This window comes from Streptomyces sp. NPDC053076, assembly GCF_044546845.1.
In the GTDB taxonomy this organism is placed as follows: Bacteria; Actinomycetota; Actinomycetes; order Streptomycetales; family Streptomycetaceae; genus Streptomyces.
On the sequence record NZ_JBITZL010000004.1, the window covers coordinates 820,163 to 834,151 of the forward strand.

Below are 13,989 nucleotides of genomic sequence, written 5' to 3' on the forward strand. Positions count from 1 at the left end.
CCCCGCTCACCCCTGGTGGGCGGGGTCTTCCGCGTTCTCCCGCGCCACCGGCACGTCCGCGGACCCGGCGGACTCCCGCTGCCCCATGTCCAGCGAGTACTGCCGCAGGTACCCGACCACCGTGTTCGTCACCGCGACCAGCGGTACGGCCACCACCGCGCCGCCGATGCCGGCCACCATGCCGCCGGCGGCCACGGTCAGGACGACCGCCAGCGGGTGGACCCGGACCGCGCGGCCGAGGATGAACGGCTGGAGCACGTGCCCCTCGATCTGCTGGACCGCGAGGACCACCACCAGGGTCATCAGGGCCGTGAACACGCCCTGGGTGACCAGCGCCACGATCACCGCGAGCGCGCCGGAGGCGACCGCGCCGACCAGCGGGATGAACGAGAACAGGAAGATGAACACGGCGAGCGGCACGGCCATCGGCACGTCGAGGAAGTAGATGCCGATGCCGATGAAGACGGCGTCGATGAGGGCGACCAGGACCGTGCCGCGGACGTAGGCGGTCAGGGTGCGCCAGGCGCGCGGGCCGGCACCGGCCACGCCCGGACGGGCCGCGGCGGGCACCAGCTTCAGGAACCACTCCCAGATGCGCTTGCCGTCGTAGAGCAGGAACAGCGTCGAGAAGAACACCAGCAGGATGCCGGTGAGGGCCTCGACGATGACCTGGACGCCCTCCAGGCCCGCGGACGTTATCTGGTCGGCGTTGGCGCCGATCGCCTCGCGGAGGTTCTGGGCGATCTGGTTGATCTGCTTGTCGGTGACGTGGAAGGGGCTCTTCAGCAGCCAGTTGCGCAGGTCGTCGATGCCGCTCTGGATCTGGGTGGAGAGCGTGTCGATGTTCTCCATGACCTGCCAGGTCACGAACCAGCCCATGAGGCCGATGACGACGAAGCCACTGATGGCGGTGAGCGCGGTGGCCGGACCACGCGGCACCCCGCGACGGGTGAGGCGGGCGACCGTCGGCTGGAGCAGGGCGGTGACCAGCAGGGCGATGACGAAGGCGAACACCACCAGCTGGACGGCGCTGATGACCCGCATCAGCACCCAGACGGTGCCGGCCAGCACCAGCAGCCGCCAGCCCGCCTCGGCGGCGACCCGGACACCCCAGGGCACGACCGCGGCGGGGTCGGGACGGGGGCCGGCCGGCGGCACGGTCCGGCGGACGGGCGGGGCCGCCTCCGTGGGCGTGTCGGCCGGTTCGGGACCGGCGGAGTCGGCCGGTTCCGAGTGGTCCTTCTCCACCTCCGCGCGGCGCTCGTCGAGGCGCTCGCTCATCTCGGTGAGGCCGGCCCCGAGCCGGCCGAGCCACCCTGGCACTCGCGACATGATCCGTCCTCTTCCCCCGCGTCCCCGGGTGTCGGCCACCACTCGCCCCTGGAGTCGTTCGGGTACGACCGTACCGTGCGAAAGCCCCTCCCCTGAGGACGGGGAGGGGCTGCGCGAGATCGAGAGGGCCGCTGCGCGCCCCCGAAGGGGCGCGGGGCACCGTGCGACCAGCCGCGTCCGGCCCGCTCATGCCCGGCGGCCGAACCCAGCGGGGTGCCTAGTACCAGTGGTTGGCCGACCAGAACGACCACGCCTGGCAGGGGCTGCCGTAGCGCTCGTTCATGTAGTTGAGGCCCCACTTGATCTGGGTCGCCGGGTTGGTCTGCCAGTCGGCACCGGCCGAGGCGTACTTGCCGGCGGGCAGGGCCTGGAAGAGACCGTAGGCACCGGAGGAGGCGTTGACCGCGTGGTAGTTCCAGCTGGACTCGTGGTCCACGATGTTGCTGAAGCACTGGAACTGGTCGCCGGCCACCATCTGACGCGCCATCGCCTGGATCTGCGCCACGGAGTAGTTGCTCTGGACCGGGAAGCTGGAGGAGTCGCGGACGTCGCTGCGGCTGGCGACCTCGGCCGACTTCGCCTCGGCGCGCTCCTTGGCCTCCTTGGCCGCCTTCTCCGCCTCGGCCTTCTTCGCGACGGCCGTCTCGGCGGCGGCCTTGCGGGCCGCTTCCTCGGCGTCCTTCTTGGCGCTCACGTCCGCGGCGATGGCCTGTGCGTCGGCCTGCTGCGTGAGGGACGCGGTCTGCACCTGCGCCTGCTGACCCGCGGGTATGTCCGCGAGGAGCGTGGTGTCGGCTGCCGTCGCCTCTGCGTCGTTGGGCTGCGCGGTGCTGCCCGAGGCAACGCCCACGACGCTTCCGACGGCGGTGACCGCGGTGGCCGAGGCCACTGCGAGTCCCCGGACCGAAATCCGGCTCACACGGTTTCCTTCCAGCATCGCCCGCTTCGGTGACCCTGGCGGACGCAATCGTGCCCCCTGACACTGGCCTCCCAACTGCGGGGTCACGGGAGGCACGGGCCCGGTGGGCAACTCCCCCGAGGGGAGCGCCGCGTGAAGCTCGGGCGGCATACGACGACTCTATGGAGTTGGAGGCGTTACTTCTGTGGTGCCGTACCGCTGGGGGTACAGGTGTGTCGTATGCGGGGCCTGACAGGAGTGAGACTCTGCCGTAACCGGACGCCGCGTGGCAATTCTGTGTTGCGTGTGAAAGCTCACATCTCGTTTGGCCCCCGGGATTTCAGGAAAGCTCCACGCGCCAAGGCGCCGCCCGGCTAGGCTCATGCCCTTTGCCGGACGGCGCCAACAGCCGTCTGCTCGCCGTCAGATGTGGCCGTCCTCCAGCATTTCGGTCACAAGCGCCGCGATCTGGGACCTCTCGGACCGAGTCAGCGTGACATGGGCGAAGAGGGGATGTCCCTTCAGTTTCTCCACGACGGCGACGACTCCGTCATAACGGCCTACGCGCAGATTGTCCCGCTGTGCCACGTCATGGGTGAGCACCACCCGGGAGTTGGCACCGATCCGGGACAGAACGGTCAGCAGGACGTTCCGTTCCAGCGACTGCGCCTCGTCGACGATCACGAACGCGTCGTGCAGCGAGCGTCCGCGGATGTGGGTGAGCGGAAGCACCTCCAGCATCCCGCGCGCGGTGACCTCCTCGATGACCTCGCGGCTGGTGACCGCGGAGAGGGTGTCGAAGACGGCCTGCGCCCACGGGCTCATCTTCTCCGCCTCGGAGCCGGGCAGATAACCCAGCTCCTGCCCGCCGACCGCGTACAGCGGCCGGAAGACCATCACCTTCTGGTGCTGGCGTCGCTCCAGGACCGCCTCCAGGCCGGCGCACAGCGCCAGCGCCGACTTGCCGGTGCCGGCCCGGCCGCCCATCGAGACGATGCCGACGTCCGGATCGAGCAGCAGATCGAGCGCGATGCGCTGCTCGGCGCTGCGGCCCTTGATGCCGAACGCCTCCCGGTCGCCCCGCACCAGGCGGACGTTGCCCTCGGCGGTGACCCGGCCGAGCGCCTTGCCGCGCTCGGACTGGATGGTCAGCCCGGTGTGCACGGGCAGGTCGGACGCCTCCGGGACGTACACGTGTCCTTCCTCGAACAGGATGTCCACTTGCTCACCCGACAGGGTGAGTTCGGACATCCCCGTCCAGCCGGAGCTGTCCGTGATGGCGAGCTCGGCCCGGTACTCCTCGGCGAGGAGGCCGACCGAGGACGCCTTGATCCTCAGCGGCAGGTCCTTCGACACGACGGTGACGTCGAACCCCTCGGCCTGCAGGTTGCGGGCCACCGCCAGGATGCGGGAGTCGTTGTCCCCCAGGCGGTAGCCGGTGGGCAGCACGCTGGGGTCCGAGTGGTTGAGCTCGACCCGGACCGTCCCGCCGAGTTCCCCGGTCGGGATGGGGGCGTCGAGGCGACCGTTCTTCACCCGGTAGTCGTCCAGCAGGCGCAGGGCCTGGCGGGCGAAGTAGCCGAGTTCGGGATGGTGCCGCTTGGCCTCCAGCTCCGTGACCACGACGATCGGGAGCACGACCTCGTGCTCGTCGAAGCGGGTCAGGGCATTCGGGTCGGCCAGCAGGACGCTGGTGTCGAGAACATAGGTGCGCCGGTCGGGCTTGTGGCGCTTTGTGCTGGTCACCACGGAAGGACGTACCCCCTCGGATGAGGTCGGGGAGCGACGAAGTGATGCTGGACCGGTGTCTGGCCCCGCGCACGGCGGGCCGCGAACCGGCCCCCCCGCGGCTGTTTCCGTGCCGTGACCGCACGGTCGGGCTGGTGCAAAGGGCCTCCCGGGCGGACGGCCCCGTGCCGTCCGCTGAGATCCGACGCCCGTGGTTCGGGTGTCGACCTGTTTCGTTTATGCCCTCGAACATGCGCCACCATGCAAATGCGGCCAACAGCGTGCTGGTGAACTCCTTGTTACATATCCGCGAACCGGGGTATGCGACACCGCCCCGTCACCGGGCGGCGACGGGGCGGTGGGGGGCGGTTCAGCCGCCGTAACGGCGGTGACGTGCGGCGTAGTCGCGCAGGGCGCGCAGGAAGTCGACCTTGCGGAAGGCCGGCCAGAAGACCTCGCAGAAGTAGTACTCCGAGTGGGCGGTCTGCCAGAGCATGAATCCGGACAGCCGCTGTTCGCCGCTGGTGCGGATCACGAGGTCCGGATCGGGCTGGGCGCCGGTGTAGAGGTGACGGCCGATCATGTCGACGTCGACGGACTCGGCGAGGTCCTCCATCGACACGCCCCTGTCGTGCGCGTCGTGCAGCATGGAGCGCACGGCGTCGGCGATCTCCTGCCGGCCGCCGTAGCCGATGGCGACGTTGACGACTATCCCGTCGATGTGGGCGGTGGCCTCCTCGGCCTCCTTCAGCGCCGTCTGCATCTGGGAGGGCAGCAGGTCCGGCGTGCCGACGTGGTGCACGCGCCAGCGGCCGTCGGCGGCGAGGGTGCGGACGACGTCCTCGATGATGCCGAGCAGGGGGACGAGCTCGTCCTGCGGACGGTCGAAGTTGTCGGTGGACAGCAGCCACAGGGTGACGACCTCGACGTCCGTCTCGGTGCACCAGCCGAGGAACTCCTCGATCTTCTCGGCACCGGCCCGGTGACCGTGGACCGTGGTGGAGCCGGACGCCTTCGCCCAGCGACGGTTGCCGTCCATGATGACGCCGATGTGCTTGGGCACCTGAGCGTGGTCCAGGTGGCCTTCCACCCGGCGTGCGTAGAGCCTGACGAGCAGGCCGCGCAACTTGTCGCGCAGGTTCACGTGACCCTCCGGGGGTTGGGCGCGGGGTATGGGTGCCGGAGCCGTTGAGCCTACCGCTGCCGGAGGGCTGCTTCCGGCCCGGGTTTCGGCTCTTGGTCCGTACGGTTCACCTTCGGGGGCGGCCGTGGGGGCCGGTTCGGGTGCCGTGGGGCCCGCGGCGCCCGGTGCGGTGCCGTGGGCCGGTCGCGTCCACCCGGCTCAGCCGCGCCCACGCGACCAGCCGCACCCCGGGCACGGTCCCCCGCCCGGGGCGGGGACGTCGGTGCCCGGCCGGAGGTTCCCGACCCGCTCAAGAAAAAACGGGCCGGTCCGTGGGGGGGAGACGGACCGGCCCGAGGGGGGGTTTCCACCATAACCCTTCGTGAGGGATGGTGGGTGCATCGGCGTGCCACAACTACTCTCCGGAATCGCCCGGCAACGCCCCGATGGCCGCGGAATGCGGGGTTCAGAGGATATTCCGGGCCGATTCACAGCGGAATCCCAGGGAATTCGGCCGCATACGAATGGATTCGTAAGGATTACGCCATCTTGGGGGCACATCGGCGCGTTGCCCCGGAGCCCCTCCGATGGGCTACCCGACCGGCGAACGGTGACTTGACCATTCCGCTCCCGCGCCGGACGGCGATCACACGGCCTCACGGCACCGCGCAGCCCCCTCCACTGCGCGGTACCGGCCCGCGCAGCTTTGCTGACGCGAATTACCTTGGTCTGAACCTACGTGACAGGTGAGGCGCAAGTGAACCGCGGTGGATAACGATGTGGAAACCCTGAGAAAACTCCCGGGGAAACTCCGGGCGAGTCACACCGCTTTCCCCCTGTCCGCCGGTTTCGTCAGCGGCCGGGCTTGCGTACGTCGAAGAGGTGCCGGGCGCTGTGGGCGACGAACGGGCCCTCCTCCTCGATCCGTTCGTGCAGCGCCCGCAGCTGCGGCTCGTACGCCTCGACCGTGAAGCCCGGGACCATCCAAACGACCTTGCGCAGAAAGTGGACGACGGCGGCGATGTCATGGAACTCCATCCGCAGCCGCTCCGCCCTCAGCCCGGCGATCTCCAGCCCCGCCGCCTCGGCGTCGGCCCGCTCCCCCTCGGGGTCGCGACCGCGGCGCACCTCCTCCGGCTGCGGCCCGAGGAAGTACTCGACCAGTTCGAAGACGCTGCCGGGCCCCACGTGCTGGGCGAAATAGGTGCCGCCCGGCCGCAGCACCCGCGCGATCTCGTCCCAGTGCGGCCGCACCGGGTGCCGGCTGAGGACCAGGTCGAACGCCTCGTCAGCGAACGGCAGCGGCGCGTCGTCCGGGGCGGCGACCACGACGACACCGCGGGGCCGGAGCAGGGCGGTGGCCTTGGCCACGTTCGGCGGCCAGCCCTCGGTCGCCGCGACCAGCACCGGCCGGCCCGGCTCCGCCCGGCTCAGCGAGAAGTCCAGCACCTCCCCGCCCCCGGTCTGGATGTCGAGCACGGCCTCGGCCCCGGCCAGCCGCTCCCCCGCCGACCTGGCATACCCCCACGACGGCCGCGCCTCGCTGGCCCGCCCCTCGAACCACGAGAAGTCCCACCCCTCGGTGGGCACGGCGACCCCCTCGGCCACAAGATCTTCGAAGGAACGGTGCGCAGTCATGGCCCCATGATCGCAGGGGCCCACGAGCGGGGCTGCCGATTTTCCACCCGCAGGAAGACCGCTGCGGTACACGGACGGGCGACCGCTGCGGTGGCGACGTTCGGGGGGTTGAGCAGGAAGTCGTCGGGAGTCGGGCGGGGAGTTCTCGGGGATCGAACGGGGGGTATCGGGGGTCGGGCGGGAGGTGCCGGAGTTGGGCGCGGAGGTATCGGGGGTCGGTACAAGGACCCCTGACCAGCGGCGTCCATGGGCAACAGTTCCCGTCCCTCCCTCAGGACCCCTGCCCGCCGGTGGAAGTCCCGTGGCCGGTTCTCATCGCAGCAGGGGCCGGACCTCCTCCGCGGTGAAGCGCAGGAAGCCCTCCAGGTCGGGTTCGTCCGCCGTCGGCTGGAGTACGACCGTGTCCGCGCCGGCCCCGGCCAGTCGCCGCACCGCCTCGGCCACCGCAGCCGCGTCCCCGGCGACACCCACGTCCGGCGCCGACTTCAGCCCCTCGGCCTCGAGTTCGGCGCGCAGCCGGGCGTCGGCGTCGGCCCCCGTGGCGGCCAGGAGATAGACGACGATCCGGTGCGGACCACTGCGTCCGGCCGCCCGCCGCCCCTCCTCGACGAGTTCCCGGGCCCGCCGTACGCCGGCCACCGACGTGGCGGCGGTCAGGAGGGTGCCGTCGGCCTTTTCACCGGAGAGCCGGAGCGTACGGGGACCGGTACCGCCCGCGAGGACGTCGACCGGTTGCCGGGGGGGCCAGTCCAGGGCGACATCGTCCAGTCGGACGTACCGTCCGCGCACCCTGAGCCGCTCCCCGCGCAGCAGGGCGCGCAGGGCGTCGAGGTGCTCGCCGAGGAGGCCGAGCGGTGAGGCGGCCCGGGCGCCGACCTGCCCCATCCAGTCCTGCACCCCGTGCCCCACGGTCAGCACGGCCCGGCCGGGGAACATGCGTTCCAGCGAGGCGGCCTCCATCGCGGTGACGGCCACGTTCCTGAGCGGCACGGGCAGCAGTCCGATCCCGATCCGAACCCGCTCCGTCCAGGCGAGCGCGGCGGCGGCCGTGGACACCCCGCCCTCCAGGAAGCAGTCCTCCCACAACCAGAGCTCTTCGAGGCCCACGTCGTCCGCGAGGCGCGCGACGGACCGAAGCCGCTCGGGAGGAAGCTGGGGGCGGAATACGACACCGAGTCCTGTCATGACGACCTTCCTAGTGGGGAGGACGGGAAAGGACAACGCACATACGCGCGAGGCGAGTTGGCGACGACCGACGGGAAGGGCCGGGCATGGGGCGCTGGCGGGACGGACGAGGACGGCTGATCGTGCGGGCGGCCTCCGGGGAGGTGCCCACCGCCTCCGTTCCGCTGGAGGTCTCGGCCTCCTACCGGGCGCGGACGAAGGGGCTCCTGGGCCGGGACTCGGTGGACGGGGCGATGCTGCTGTCGCCGGCGAGCGGGGTGCACACGTTCGGGATGCGGATCCCGATCGACGTCGCCTACCTCGACCGTCGGCTCACGGTCATCGCCGTCCGCACGATGAGCCCGGGCCGCCTGGGCCTGCCACGGCTAGGGGCACGGCACGTGTTGGAGGCGGAGGCGGGCGCGATGGCGGGGTGGGGCGTGCGGGCGGGGGTACGGGTGGAGGTGGAGGCGGCTTCTCCGTGACCGTGCGGACAGCGGGGCGGGGCGCCGGCCGGGACCCGGGAGGGCCGGTGATCCGGCGATCGCCGCGGACGGCGCCCATCGGATCTGGTCCGAGTGCGAGGTGGAGCACCGGGAGTCGGGGGACTGACCGGTCCGGTCACTGCTGGGTACGGGGGAAGGTCACCTCGACGCGTCGGTTCTTCCGCCGGCCCTCTTCGGTGGAGTTGTCGGCGATGGGGTACTGCTCGCCGTAGCCGCGTACGTCGAAGGTGACGGACGGGGAGTTCAGATCCTGGTCGAGTACGGCCTGTACGGCGTTGGCGCGCTGCTTGGAGAGGGTGTCGCCGTGGGCGGAGGAGCCGAGGTTGTCGGTGAAGCCGAAGACGCGGACCTGGGTCGCGTTCTGCTTCCTGATCTCCTCGGCGATGCCGACGATGCGGGACTTCGCCTCTGCACTGAGCTTGGCGCTGTCCTTGCCGAACAGCACCTCCGCCTGCAGGGCGAAGGTCACGTCGGCGTTGGTGTCCTCGCGTCGCTCGTCCCCACTCTGATCCTCGACGACCGACTTGATGTCCAGCACCTTGGCGTCGGCGAGCGTGGCACCTTCGGGGAGCTTCAGGTCGGGGTCGGTGGGGTCGACTTCGACGGGGGCGGTGGCGGTGGGTTCGGTGCCGGGGGGTTCGCTGGGACCGGTGTCGTCGGCGACCGCCGTGGCGGGCAGGGCCGAGGCGAGCAGAAACACGACGACACTGACGGCAAGCCGGGGTTTGGTGGTCACTTGGGCCTCACCCGGAAACCTTGATGGTGGCGGAGGTGAATGTCGGCAATTGGAAGTCCACCTCGGTCACGCTCGTCGGGGGCGCCGGGAACTGCATGAAGACGGCCAAGGTGGCACCGGCCTTGAGGGTCGAGAAGCCGGTGGTTGTCAGGGGTCGCCCCTCGGTGTCCCGCAGCACGTAGTACCGCTTCTTACCCTGCGGATCGACCAGTGTGGCCCCGCCCAGAGACCTGCCGTTCCTGATGATCTCGGTTTCATTGCCGCTCAGAGCGGAGGGGATCACAGCGGTCTGAGCCCCGTCGTTCTTCAGAATGCCGTTGACCGTGACGAACCCGCCCGCATCCCGTTGAACGGAGGCGATCTGGAGGAGCAGACCGTCCGACCCCTTCAACTCGGCCAGCGGCTGGTCCGACTGCCCTTCCTGAGTACTCGGGTCGGAGCCACTCGCCCTCGAAGCGGACGCTGAACGGTCCGGCTTCTTGTCGTCGCCGCCACTTCCGCCGCAACCGGCCACGCCGACGGCCAAGCCGGCCGCAATGGTCAAGGCGACCATCCCTCTACGGGCCTTCGCAGTGAACCGAATGCTCATCGCTCAGCTTCCTTAGTCATCGATCGTTCGCTCGTGAGTCGGCCAGGTGGACGTCGAAGAGGTCTTCGGGCCTCGGCAGCCCCGTTTTGTCGTCCGGCTTCGGATGCCAGACCTCGTCCCCGCAGTCGAGTTGAGGAAGCGTGTCGTCCTCAGCGCCCTCACCGGGCGGCGTGACGCGGCAGAGCGGTTCGATCACGGCAGTTGCATGCGCCGTCGAGTGCACGTTCTCGGTACCAGGCACAACGGAGCCCCCCACGGACTTGTTCGTCCTGGCGTCGACCACATAACTCAGCGGTGGGTCGAACACGCACTGCGCCGTCGCGTCGTTCTGCGCGGCGAGTTGGTCGGCGCGCCAGCAGAAATCGTCGGCTCCCTCTCCGGTGAAAACGGCCTGCCACTTGGACGGATCGCGTACGTCGTCCACCCACAGGCCCGCGAGCAAACCCGCGAGCTGGTCCCGGGTCTTCTGGGCTGCCGCCAGAGCCGCCGCATCCGCCGCCGTCTGGGCGCCACTCCGGTTCACCGCGGCCTGACCGACGGCGAGGTAGGCCAGCGCAAGAAAGAGCAGGCCCGCCACCACCGTGATGTAGATGGGGAAGGCCTGCCCTGAGTCGCTGTATGGAGGAATCAGCCGCCGGTGACCTCGGCGATCTTGTTCGTGATCGCGTCGTAGATCGACTGGCCGATGCTCGTACCCGTGATGGCCAGGACGATCGCCACGACCACCGCGATGATGCCGAGGTACTCCACCGCGGTCTGCCCCTTGTCGCTGCGCGCGACGCAGGACTGCAGATACGCGACGGTGGTGTTGAACCATTTGCTCACGGTGTTCCCCTCCAGCTTCGCCTCCGGTCCGGGCAACGTACGACCCGACACTCCCGGCATCAAAGGGCCCCAGGGCCCAACCGCGGACCCATTTCCTCCGCCGCGTCTCCATCTCAGGCCACCCCCAGCCACTTGGCCGCGGCCTGAGACCTGGTCGTCGTGTGGAGCTTGGCGAAGATGCGGTTGATGTGGTTCTTGACCGTCTTCTCGCTGATGAAGCAGGCGGCAGCGATCTGCTGGTTGGTCATCCCGGACGCGATGAGGTCCATGATCTCTGCCTCCCTCGTACTCAGCCGGAACCGTGACCGGAACGACTGTCCCATAGGGGGTTGCAGTTGCGAAAGACTTGGAGAGGGGGGATCTGTTGGAAATTCAGGGGAGTTGGGCGCCTCGTGTGCAGGTGCATCTTCCCGCAGGGATGTCAGTAACGCCCTCGCCGCCCCAGGCGTCACATGCGGCCGGCCCTCCCGTACATCCCGCACCGCCCGCACCAACTGCTCGGTCGTGAACTCGCCGTGCACCAGATATCCCCCCGCCCCCAGCCGCAGCGCCTCCCGCACGGTCTCCGCCTCGTGGCTGTAGGTGAGCATCATGACGGGGGCCAGCCGCACCAGGTGGGGCAACGCCGAGATTCCGTCGACTCCGGGCATACGGACATCGAGGAGGATGACATCCGGCCGGTGCCGGACAGCCGCCTCGTACGCCTCTCGGCCGTCCCTCGCCTCCGCCACCACCGTGGTGTCGGAGCGGCCCGACAGCAGTGCCGTCAGACCGGCGCGGACCACGGGATTGTCGTCGGCGACCAGCAGCCGCGACGGCGACGGATCCGGCACCGGCGGTGGGAAGGCGGACCTGGGGGCGCTGTGCGAGGACCGCATGGTGCCTCCTCTCAGGCTTTCGGGGATTCGGGAACGGAGGGAGCGGGTGTCGGCAGGGGTACGTCGAGGCGCACCTCGGTGCCTCCTTCGTGGGCGCCCCTGCCGACGCGGATGCGGGCGCCCGCCTGTGCGGCTCGTTCGACCATGCCGAGCAGGCCGAAGTGGCCGGACTCGCGGAGCTTTTCGAGGGTGGTGCCGGGCGGCAGGCCGGTGCCGTCGTCGTGGATCGTGAGGCTGAGCAGCCGGCCCTCGACCACCGCCCGTACGTCCACGCGGGTCGCCGACGCGTGGCGGTGGGCGTTCTCCAGCGCCTCCGCGACGATGGAGAGGACGTGTCGGGCCACGACGGGCGGGAGAGACGGGAGCGGGGCGGGAGCGGCCCCCGGCCAGTGGCACGTCACCTGGAGCCCGGTGCGGCTCGTGAAGGCCAGCGCCTGGTGGGCCAGTTCCTTCCAGAACAGGGTCCGGTCCGTCGCCCCGGGCTGGTCCCGCCGTAGGTCCGTCAGCAGTTCCCGGGACTCCGCCGCCGCCCTGCGCGCCGAGCGGGACACCAGTTCCGCCTGCTGCCTTATGCGGGCGGGATCCGGGGCGTCGGCCGAGGCGGTCGCCGCCAGGCCGTCCGCCGCCAGGGCCACGCCGTACAAGGTCTTGGCCACGGAGTCGTGCATCTCGCGGGCCAGCCGGGCGCGTTCCGCGCTCACCGCCTCCGTCACCGCGAGGCGGGCCTGCACCGCGGTCAGGGCCTGGGTCGCGGCGCCGAACCGGAGCATCAGATTGCGCAGGGTCGAGCCCATGGCGCCGGCGATGACGCACAGGCCGGGCAGGAGCAGGGCCTCGGCCACGGGGGCGTGCCGGTCGGCCTTCAGGGTGGCGTGGACCAACAACAGGATCAGGGACTGCAGGGAGGCGAAGCAGGCCGCGCCGCGCCAGCTGTAGACCAGGCCGGCCAGGAGGGGGGTGCAGACGCTGACGTAGGCGAGGGTGGTGTCCGGGCCCGCCGAGATCAGCAGGAAGGAGCCGAAGAGTGTGTCGGCGGCCAGCAGGCTGGGGTGGCGCAGCAGGAGGGGGCCGAAGCGTTCCCAGTCACGGAAGAGGACGTAGGACACCATGAAGGTGACGACGACGGCCGCGCCGACCAGGCGGGCGCCCAGGCCGGGCGCCGCGTTGAGCAGTGCGGCGGGGGCCGACACGACGATCATCGCCAGCCGGAAGCCGAAGACCTGGCGGCACATCGCCTGCAGGGCCCGGATCTGGAGCTTCTCGGAGGGTTCGGCCGTGGAGACCCCCTGACGTGAACCCGCCTGACCCGCAAGCCCCCGACCCGCACCCGTCTGACCTGCGTCTGCGTGACCCGCACCCGTCCGACCTGTATCTGCCTTATCTGCAGGCCCCCGACCCGCCCCCTTCTGACTTACAAGCCCCTGACCTACGCCCCCCCGACGTAAAACCCCCTGACGGACGAACCACCCGCCCCGACGGACGAACCACCCTCCCGCCCGCCTCAGCCACACCCCACCACGCGCATCCCCCACCCGCCACCGCCACACCCCATGCCGCGCAACTCCCGTCGGCCTCAACCCCACCCTAGGACGCCCAGCTCCCGCCTTCCTCAGGCACACCACGGGACGCACCGCCGCCTCCCGCCCCGTCAGCCCCGTCACCGTCATGCCCGTCCTCACTTCCCCGTGAGTGAACCGAAGTCCACCCCGGAGCCCAGCAGCAGGCCCGCTCCCAGCAGGAGCATCGTCGCCGGGACCATGAACGTGGTGATCACCAGCGTGGCCTTGGGTACCGCGCGCGCGGCCTTGCGGCGGGCGTTCTGGGCGTCGGTACGGCGCATGTCCTTGGCCAGGGAGACCAGGGTGTCCACGATCGGGGCACCCAGTTCCTCCCCCTGCTGCAGTGCGGTCACGAACATCGCCACCTGTTCCGAGTCGTTCCTCCTCCTCAGCTCCGCGAACGCCTGGCGGCGGCTCATGCCGAGGTCCATCTGGCGGAGTGTGATGCGCAGTTCGTCCGTCCACGGGCCCTCGTAGCGGGTGGCGACCCGGTCCAGGGCCTGGCGGAAGCCGAGGCCGGCGCTGACCACCACCGCCAGTACGTCCAGGAAGTCCGGCAGCGTGCGTTCGATGACGTCCTTGCGGACCCGGATCGCCGACCAGATGCCGACCTCCGTCCAGAACGCCCCGAAGGCGAGCAGGAGCAGCGCCACGAACCACTGGCCGCGCAGCAGGAAGACGAGGAAACCGACGCCGCCGAGGGCGCCGTAGACCGCGCGGCGGGCCGCGTAGCGGTCGATGGTCAGGCCGCCGGGGTTGCCCGCGAGGTCGATCTTCCGGCGGTACTTGGCCACCAGGCGCGGGCCCATCAGGCGCAGCACGGCCGGGGCGTAGCGCATGCCCATGCGGTCGACGACCGAGCCGACCGCGCCGGTGCGGGTGGCGCCGACCTCCAGGGCGACGGCGAGATCGCCGGGGAGCCGGGCGTCCGCGCGGTACATGCGGACGCCGGCGAAGACGCCCCAGACACCGAGGCCCATCAGCAGGGCGAGCAGGAATGCCATCGGGTCGCC

14 protein-coding genes are annotated in these 13,989 nt (G+C 70.5%); 1 reads left to right on the forward strand and 13 read right to left on the reverse strand.

Annotation, left to right across the window (positions count from 1 at the left end; translation table 11 throughout):
• Positions 1–6: 6 nt before the first annotated feature.
• From ACIGYR_RS20965 to ACIGYR_RS20990, 6 genes are all read right to left on the reverse strand, one after another.
• A complete protein-coding gene (locus ACIGYR_RS20965; RefSeq protein WP_399597411.1) occupies positions 7–1,332 on the reverse strand; it encodes an AI-2E family transporter in 1,326 nt (441 codons plus the stop codon).
• A 217-nt stretch (positions 1,333–1,549) separates the two neighbouring features.
• Complete coding sequence (locus ACIGYR_RS20970; RefSeq protein ID WP_391840247.1) at positions 1,550–2,269, reverse strand: transglycosylase SLT domain-containing protein; 720 nt, start codon at positions 2,267–2,269, stop codon at positions 1,550–1,552.
• A 384-nt stretch (positions 2,270–2,653) separates the two neighbouring features.
• Positions 2,654–3,979: a PhoH family protein gene (locus tag ACIGYR_RS20975; protein ID WP_399597409.1), complete on the reverse strand. Its 1,326-nt coding sequence runs from the start codon at positions 3,977–3,979 to the stop codon at positions 2,654–2,656.
• A gap of 349 nt (positions 3,980–4,328) precedes the next feature.
• Entirely contained in the window at positions 4,329–5,102 is a 774-nt protein-coding gene (locus ACIGYR_RS20980) for an isoprenyl transferase (protein ID WP_391840243.1), read from the reverse strand.
• 831 nt (positions 5,103–5,933) lie between these two features.
• Positions 5,934–6,719 carry a class I SAM-dependent methyltransferase gene (locus ACIGYR_RS20985; protein WP_399597404.1) on the reverse strand — a complete coding sequence of 262 codons (786 nt, stop codon included), beginning with the start codon at positions 6,717–6,719 and terminating at the stop codon, positions 5,934–5,936.
• Positions 6,720–7,031: 312 nt separating this feature from the next.
• Positions 7,032–7,904, reverse strand: coding sequence for an LLM class flavin-dependent oxidoreductase (locus ACIGYR_RS20990; protein WP_391840239.1), 873 nt, complete (start codon positions 7,902–7,904; stop codon positions 7,032–7,034).
• 86 nt (positions 7,905–7,990) lie between these two features.
• On the opposite strand from ACIGYR_RS20990, the gene ACIGYR_RS20995 reads away from it, so the two are divergent.
• Complete coding sequence (locus ACIGYR_RS20995; RefSeq protein WP_399597400.1) at positions 7,991–8,368, forward strand: DUF192 domain-containing protein; 378 nt, start codon at positions 7,991–7,993, stop codon at positions 8,366–8,368.
• A 136-nt stretch (positions 8,369–8,504) separates the two neighbouring features.
• Here the strand turns inward: ACIGYR_RS20995 and ACIGYR_RS21000 are convergent, their stop codons facing one another.
• The 7 genes from ACIGYR_RS21000 to ACIGYR_RS21030 all read right to left on the reverse strand — a co-directional run bounded on the left by ACIGYR_RS21000 (position 8,505) and on the right by ACIGYR_RS21030 (position 13,980).
• Complete coding sequence (locus ACIGYR_RS21000) at positions 8,505–9,125, reverse strand: OmpA family protein (protein ID WP_399597398.1); 621 nt, start codon at positions 9,123–9,125, stop codon at positions 8,505–8,507.
• A gap of 7 nt (positions 9,126–9,132) precedes the next feature.
• Entirely contained in the window at positions 9,133–9,714 is a 582-nt protein-coding gene (locus tag ACIGYR_RS21005; RefSeq protein ID WP_399597396.1) for a hypothetical protein, read from the reverse strand.
• A 16-nt stretch (positions 9,715–9,730) separates the two neighbouring features.
• Positions 9,731–10,345, reverse strand: a complete 615-nt coding sequence (locus ACIGYR_RS21010; RefSeq protein ID WP_399598623.1) for a pilus assembly protein TadG-related protein — start codon at positions 10,343–10,345, stop codon at positions 9,731–9,733.
• Positions 10,342–10,539 (reverse strand): Flp family type IVb pilin, encoded by a 198-nt coding sequence (locus ACIGYR_RS21015; RefSeq protein WP_399597393.1) that lies wholly within the window; start codon positions 10,537–10,539, stop codon positions 10,342–10,344. The genes ACIGYR_RS21010 and ACIGYR_RS21015 overlap by 4 nt, the downstream gene beginning before the upstream one ends.
• A gap of 113 nt (positions 10,540–10,652) precedes the next feature.
• Positions 10,653–11,417: a response regulator gene (locus tag ACIGYR_RS21020; RefSeq protein ID WP_399597390.1), complete on the reverse strand. Its 765-nt coding sequence runs from the start codon at positions 11,415–11,417 to the stop codon at positions 10,653–10,655.
• 11 nt (positions 11,418–11,428) lie between these two features.
• Complete coding sequence (locus tag ACIGYR_RS21025) at positions 11,429–12,649, reverse strand: sensor histidine kinase (protein ID WP_399597387.1); 1,221 nt, start codon at positions 12,647–12,649, stop codon at positions 11,429–11,431.
• A 443-nt stretch (positions 12,650–13,092) separates the two neighbouring features.
• Complete coding sequence (locus tag ACIGYR_RS21030) at positions 13,093–13,980, reverse strand: DUF5936 domain-containing protein (protein WP_399597384.1); 888 nt, start codon at positions 13,978–13,980, stop codon at positions 13,093–13,095.
• Between the last annotated feature and the right edge of the window lie 9 nt (positions 13,981–13,989).

Excerpts from the sequence above, each read along its gene's own strand:
- ACIGYR_RS20965 (WP_399597411.1), bottom strand. The coding sequence starts at position 1,332 with ATGTCGCGAGTGCCAGGGTGGCTCGGCCGGCTCGGGGCCGGCCTCACC.
- ACIGYR_RS20970 (WP_391840247.1), bottom strand. The coding sequence starts at position 2,269 with ATGCTGGAAGGAAACCGTGTGAGCCGGATTTCGGTCCGGGGACTCGCA.
- ACIGYR_RS20985 (WP_399597404.1), bottom strand. The coding sequence starts at position 6,719 with ATGACTGCGCACCGTTCCTTCGAAGATCTTGTGGCCGAGGGGGTCGCC.
- ACIGYR_RS20990 (WP_391840239.1), bottom strand. The coding sequence starts at position 7,904 with ATGACAGGACTCGGTGTCGTATTCCGCCCCCAGCTTCCTCCCGAGCGG.
- ACIGYR_RS20995 (WP_399597400.1), top strand. The coding sequence starts at position 7,991 with ATGGGGCGCTGGCGGGACGGACGAGGACGGCTGATCGTGCGGGCGGCC.
- ACIGYR_RS21005 (WP_399597396.1), bottom strand. The coding sequence starts at position 9,714 with ATGAGCATTCGGTTCACTGCGAAGGCCCGTAGAGGGATGGTCGCCTTG.
- ACIGYR_RS21020 (WP_399597390.1), bottom strand. The coding sequence starts at position 11,417 with ATGCGGTCCTCGCACAGCGCCCCCAGGTCCGCCTTCCCACCGCCGGTG.
- ACIGYR_RS21025 (WP_399597387.1), bottom strand. The coding sequence starts at position 12,649 with ATGTGCCGCCAGGTCTTCGGCTTCCGGCTGGCGATGATCGTCGTGTCG.
- ACIGYR_RS21030 (WP_399597384.1), bottom strand. The coding sequence starts at position 13,980 with ATGGCATTCCTGCTCGCCCTGCTGATGGGCCTCGGTGTCTGGGGCGTC.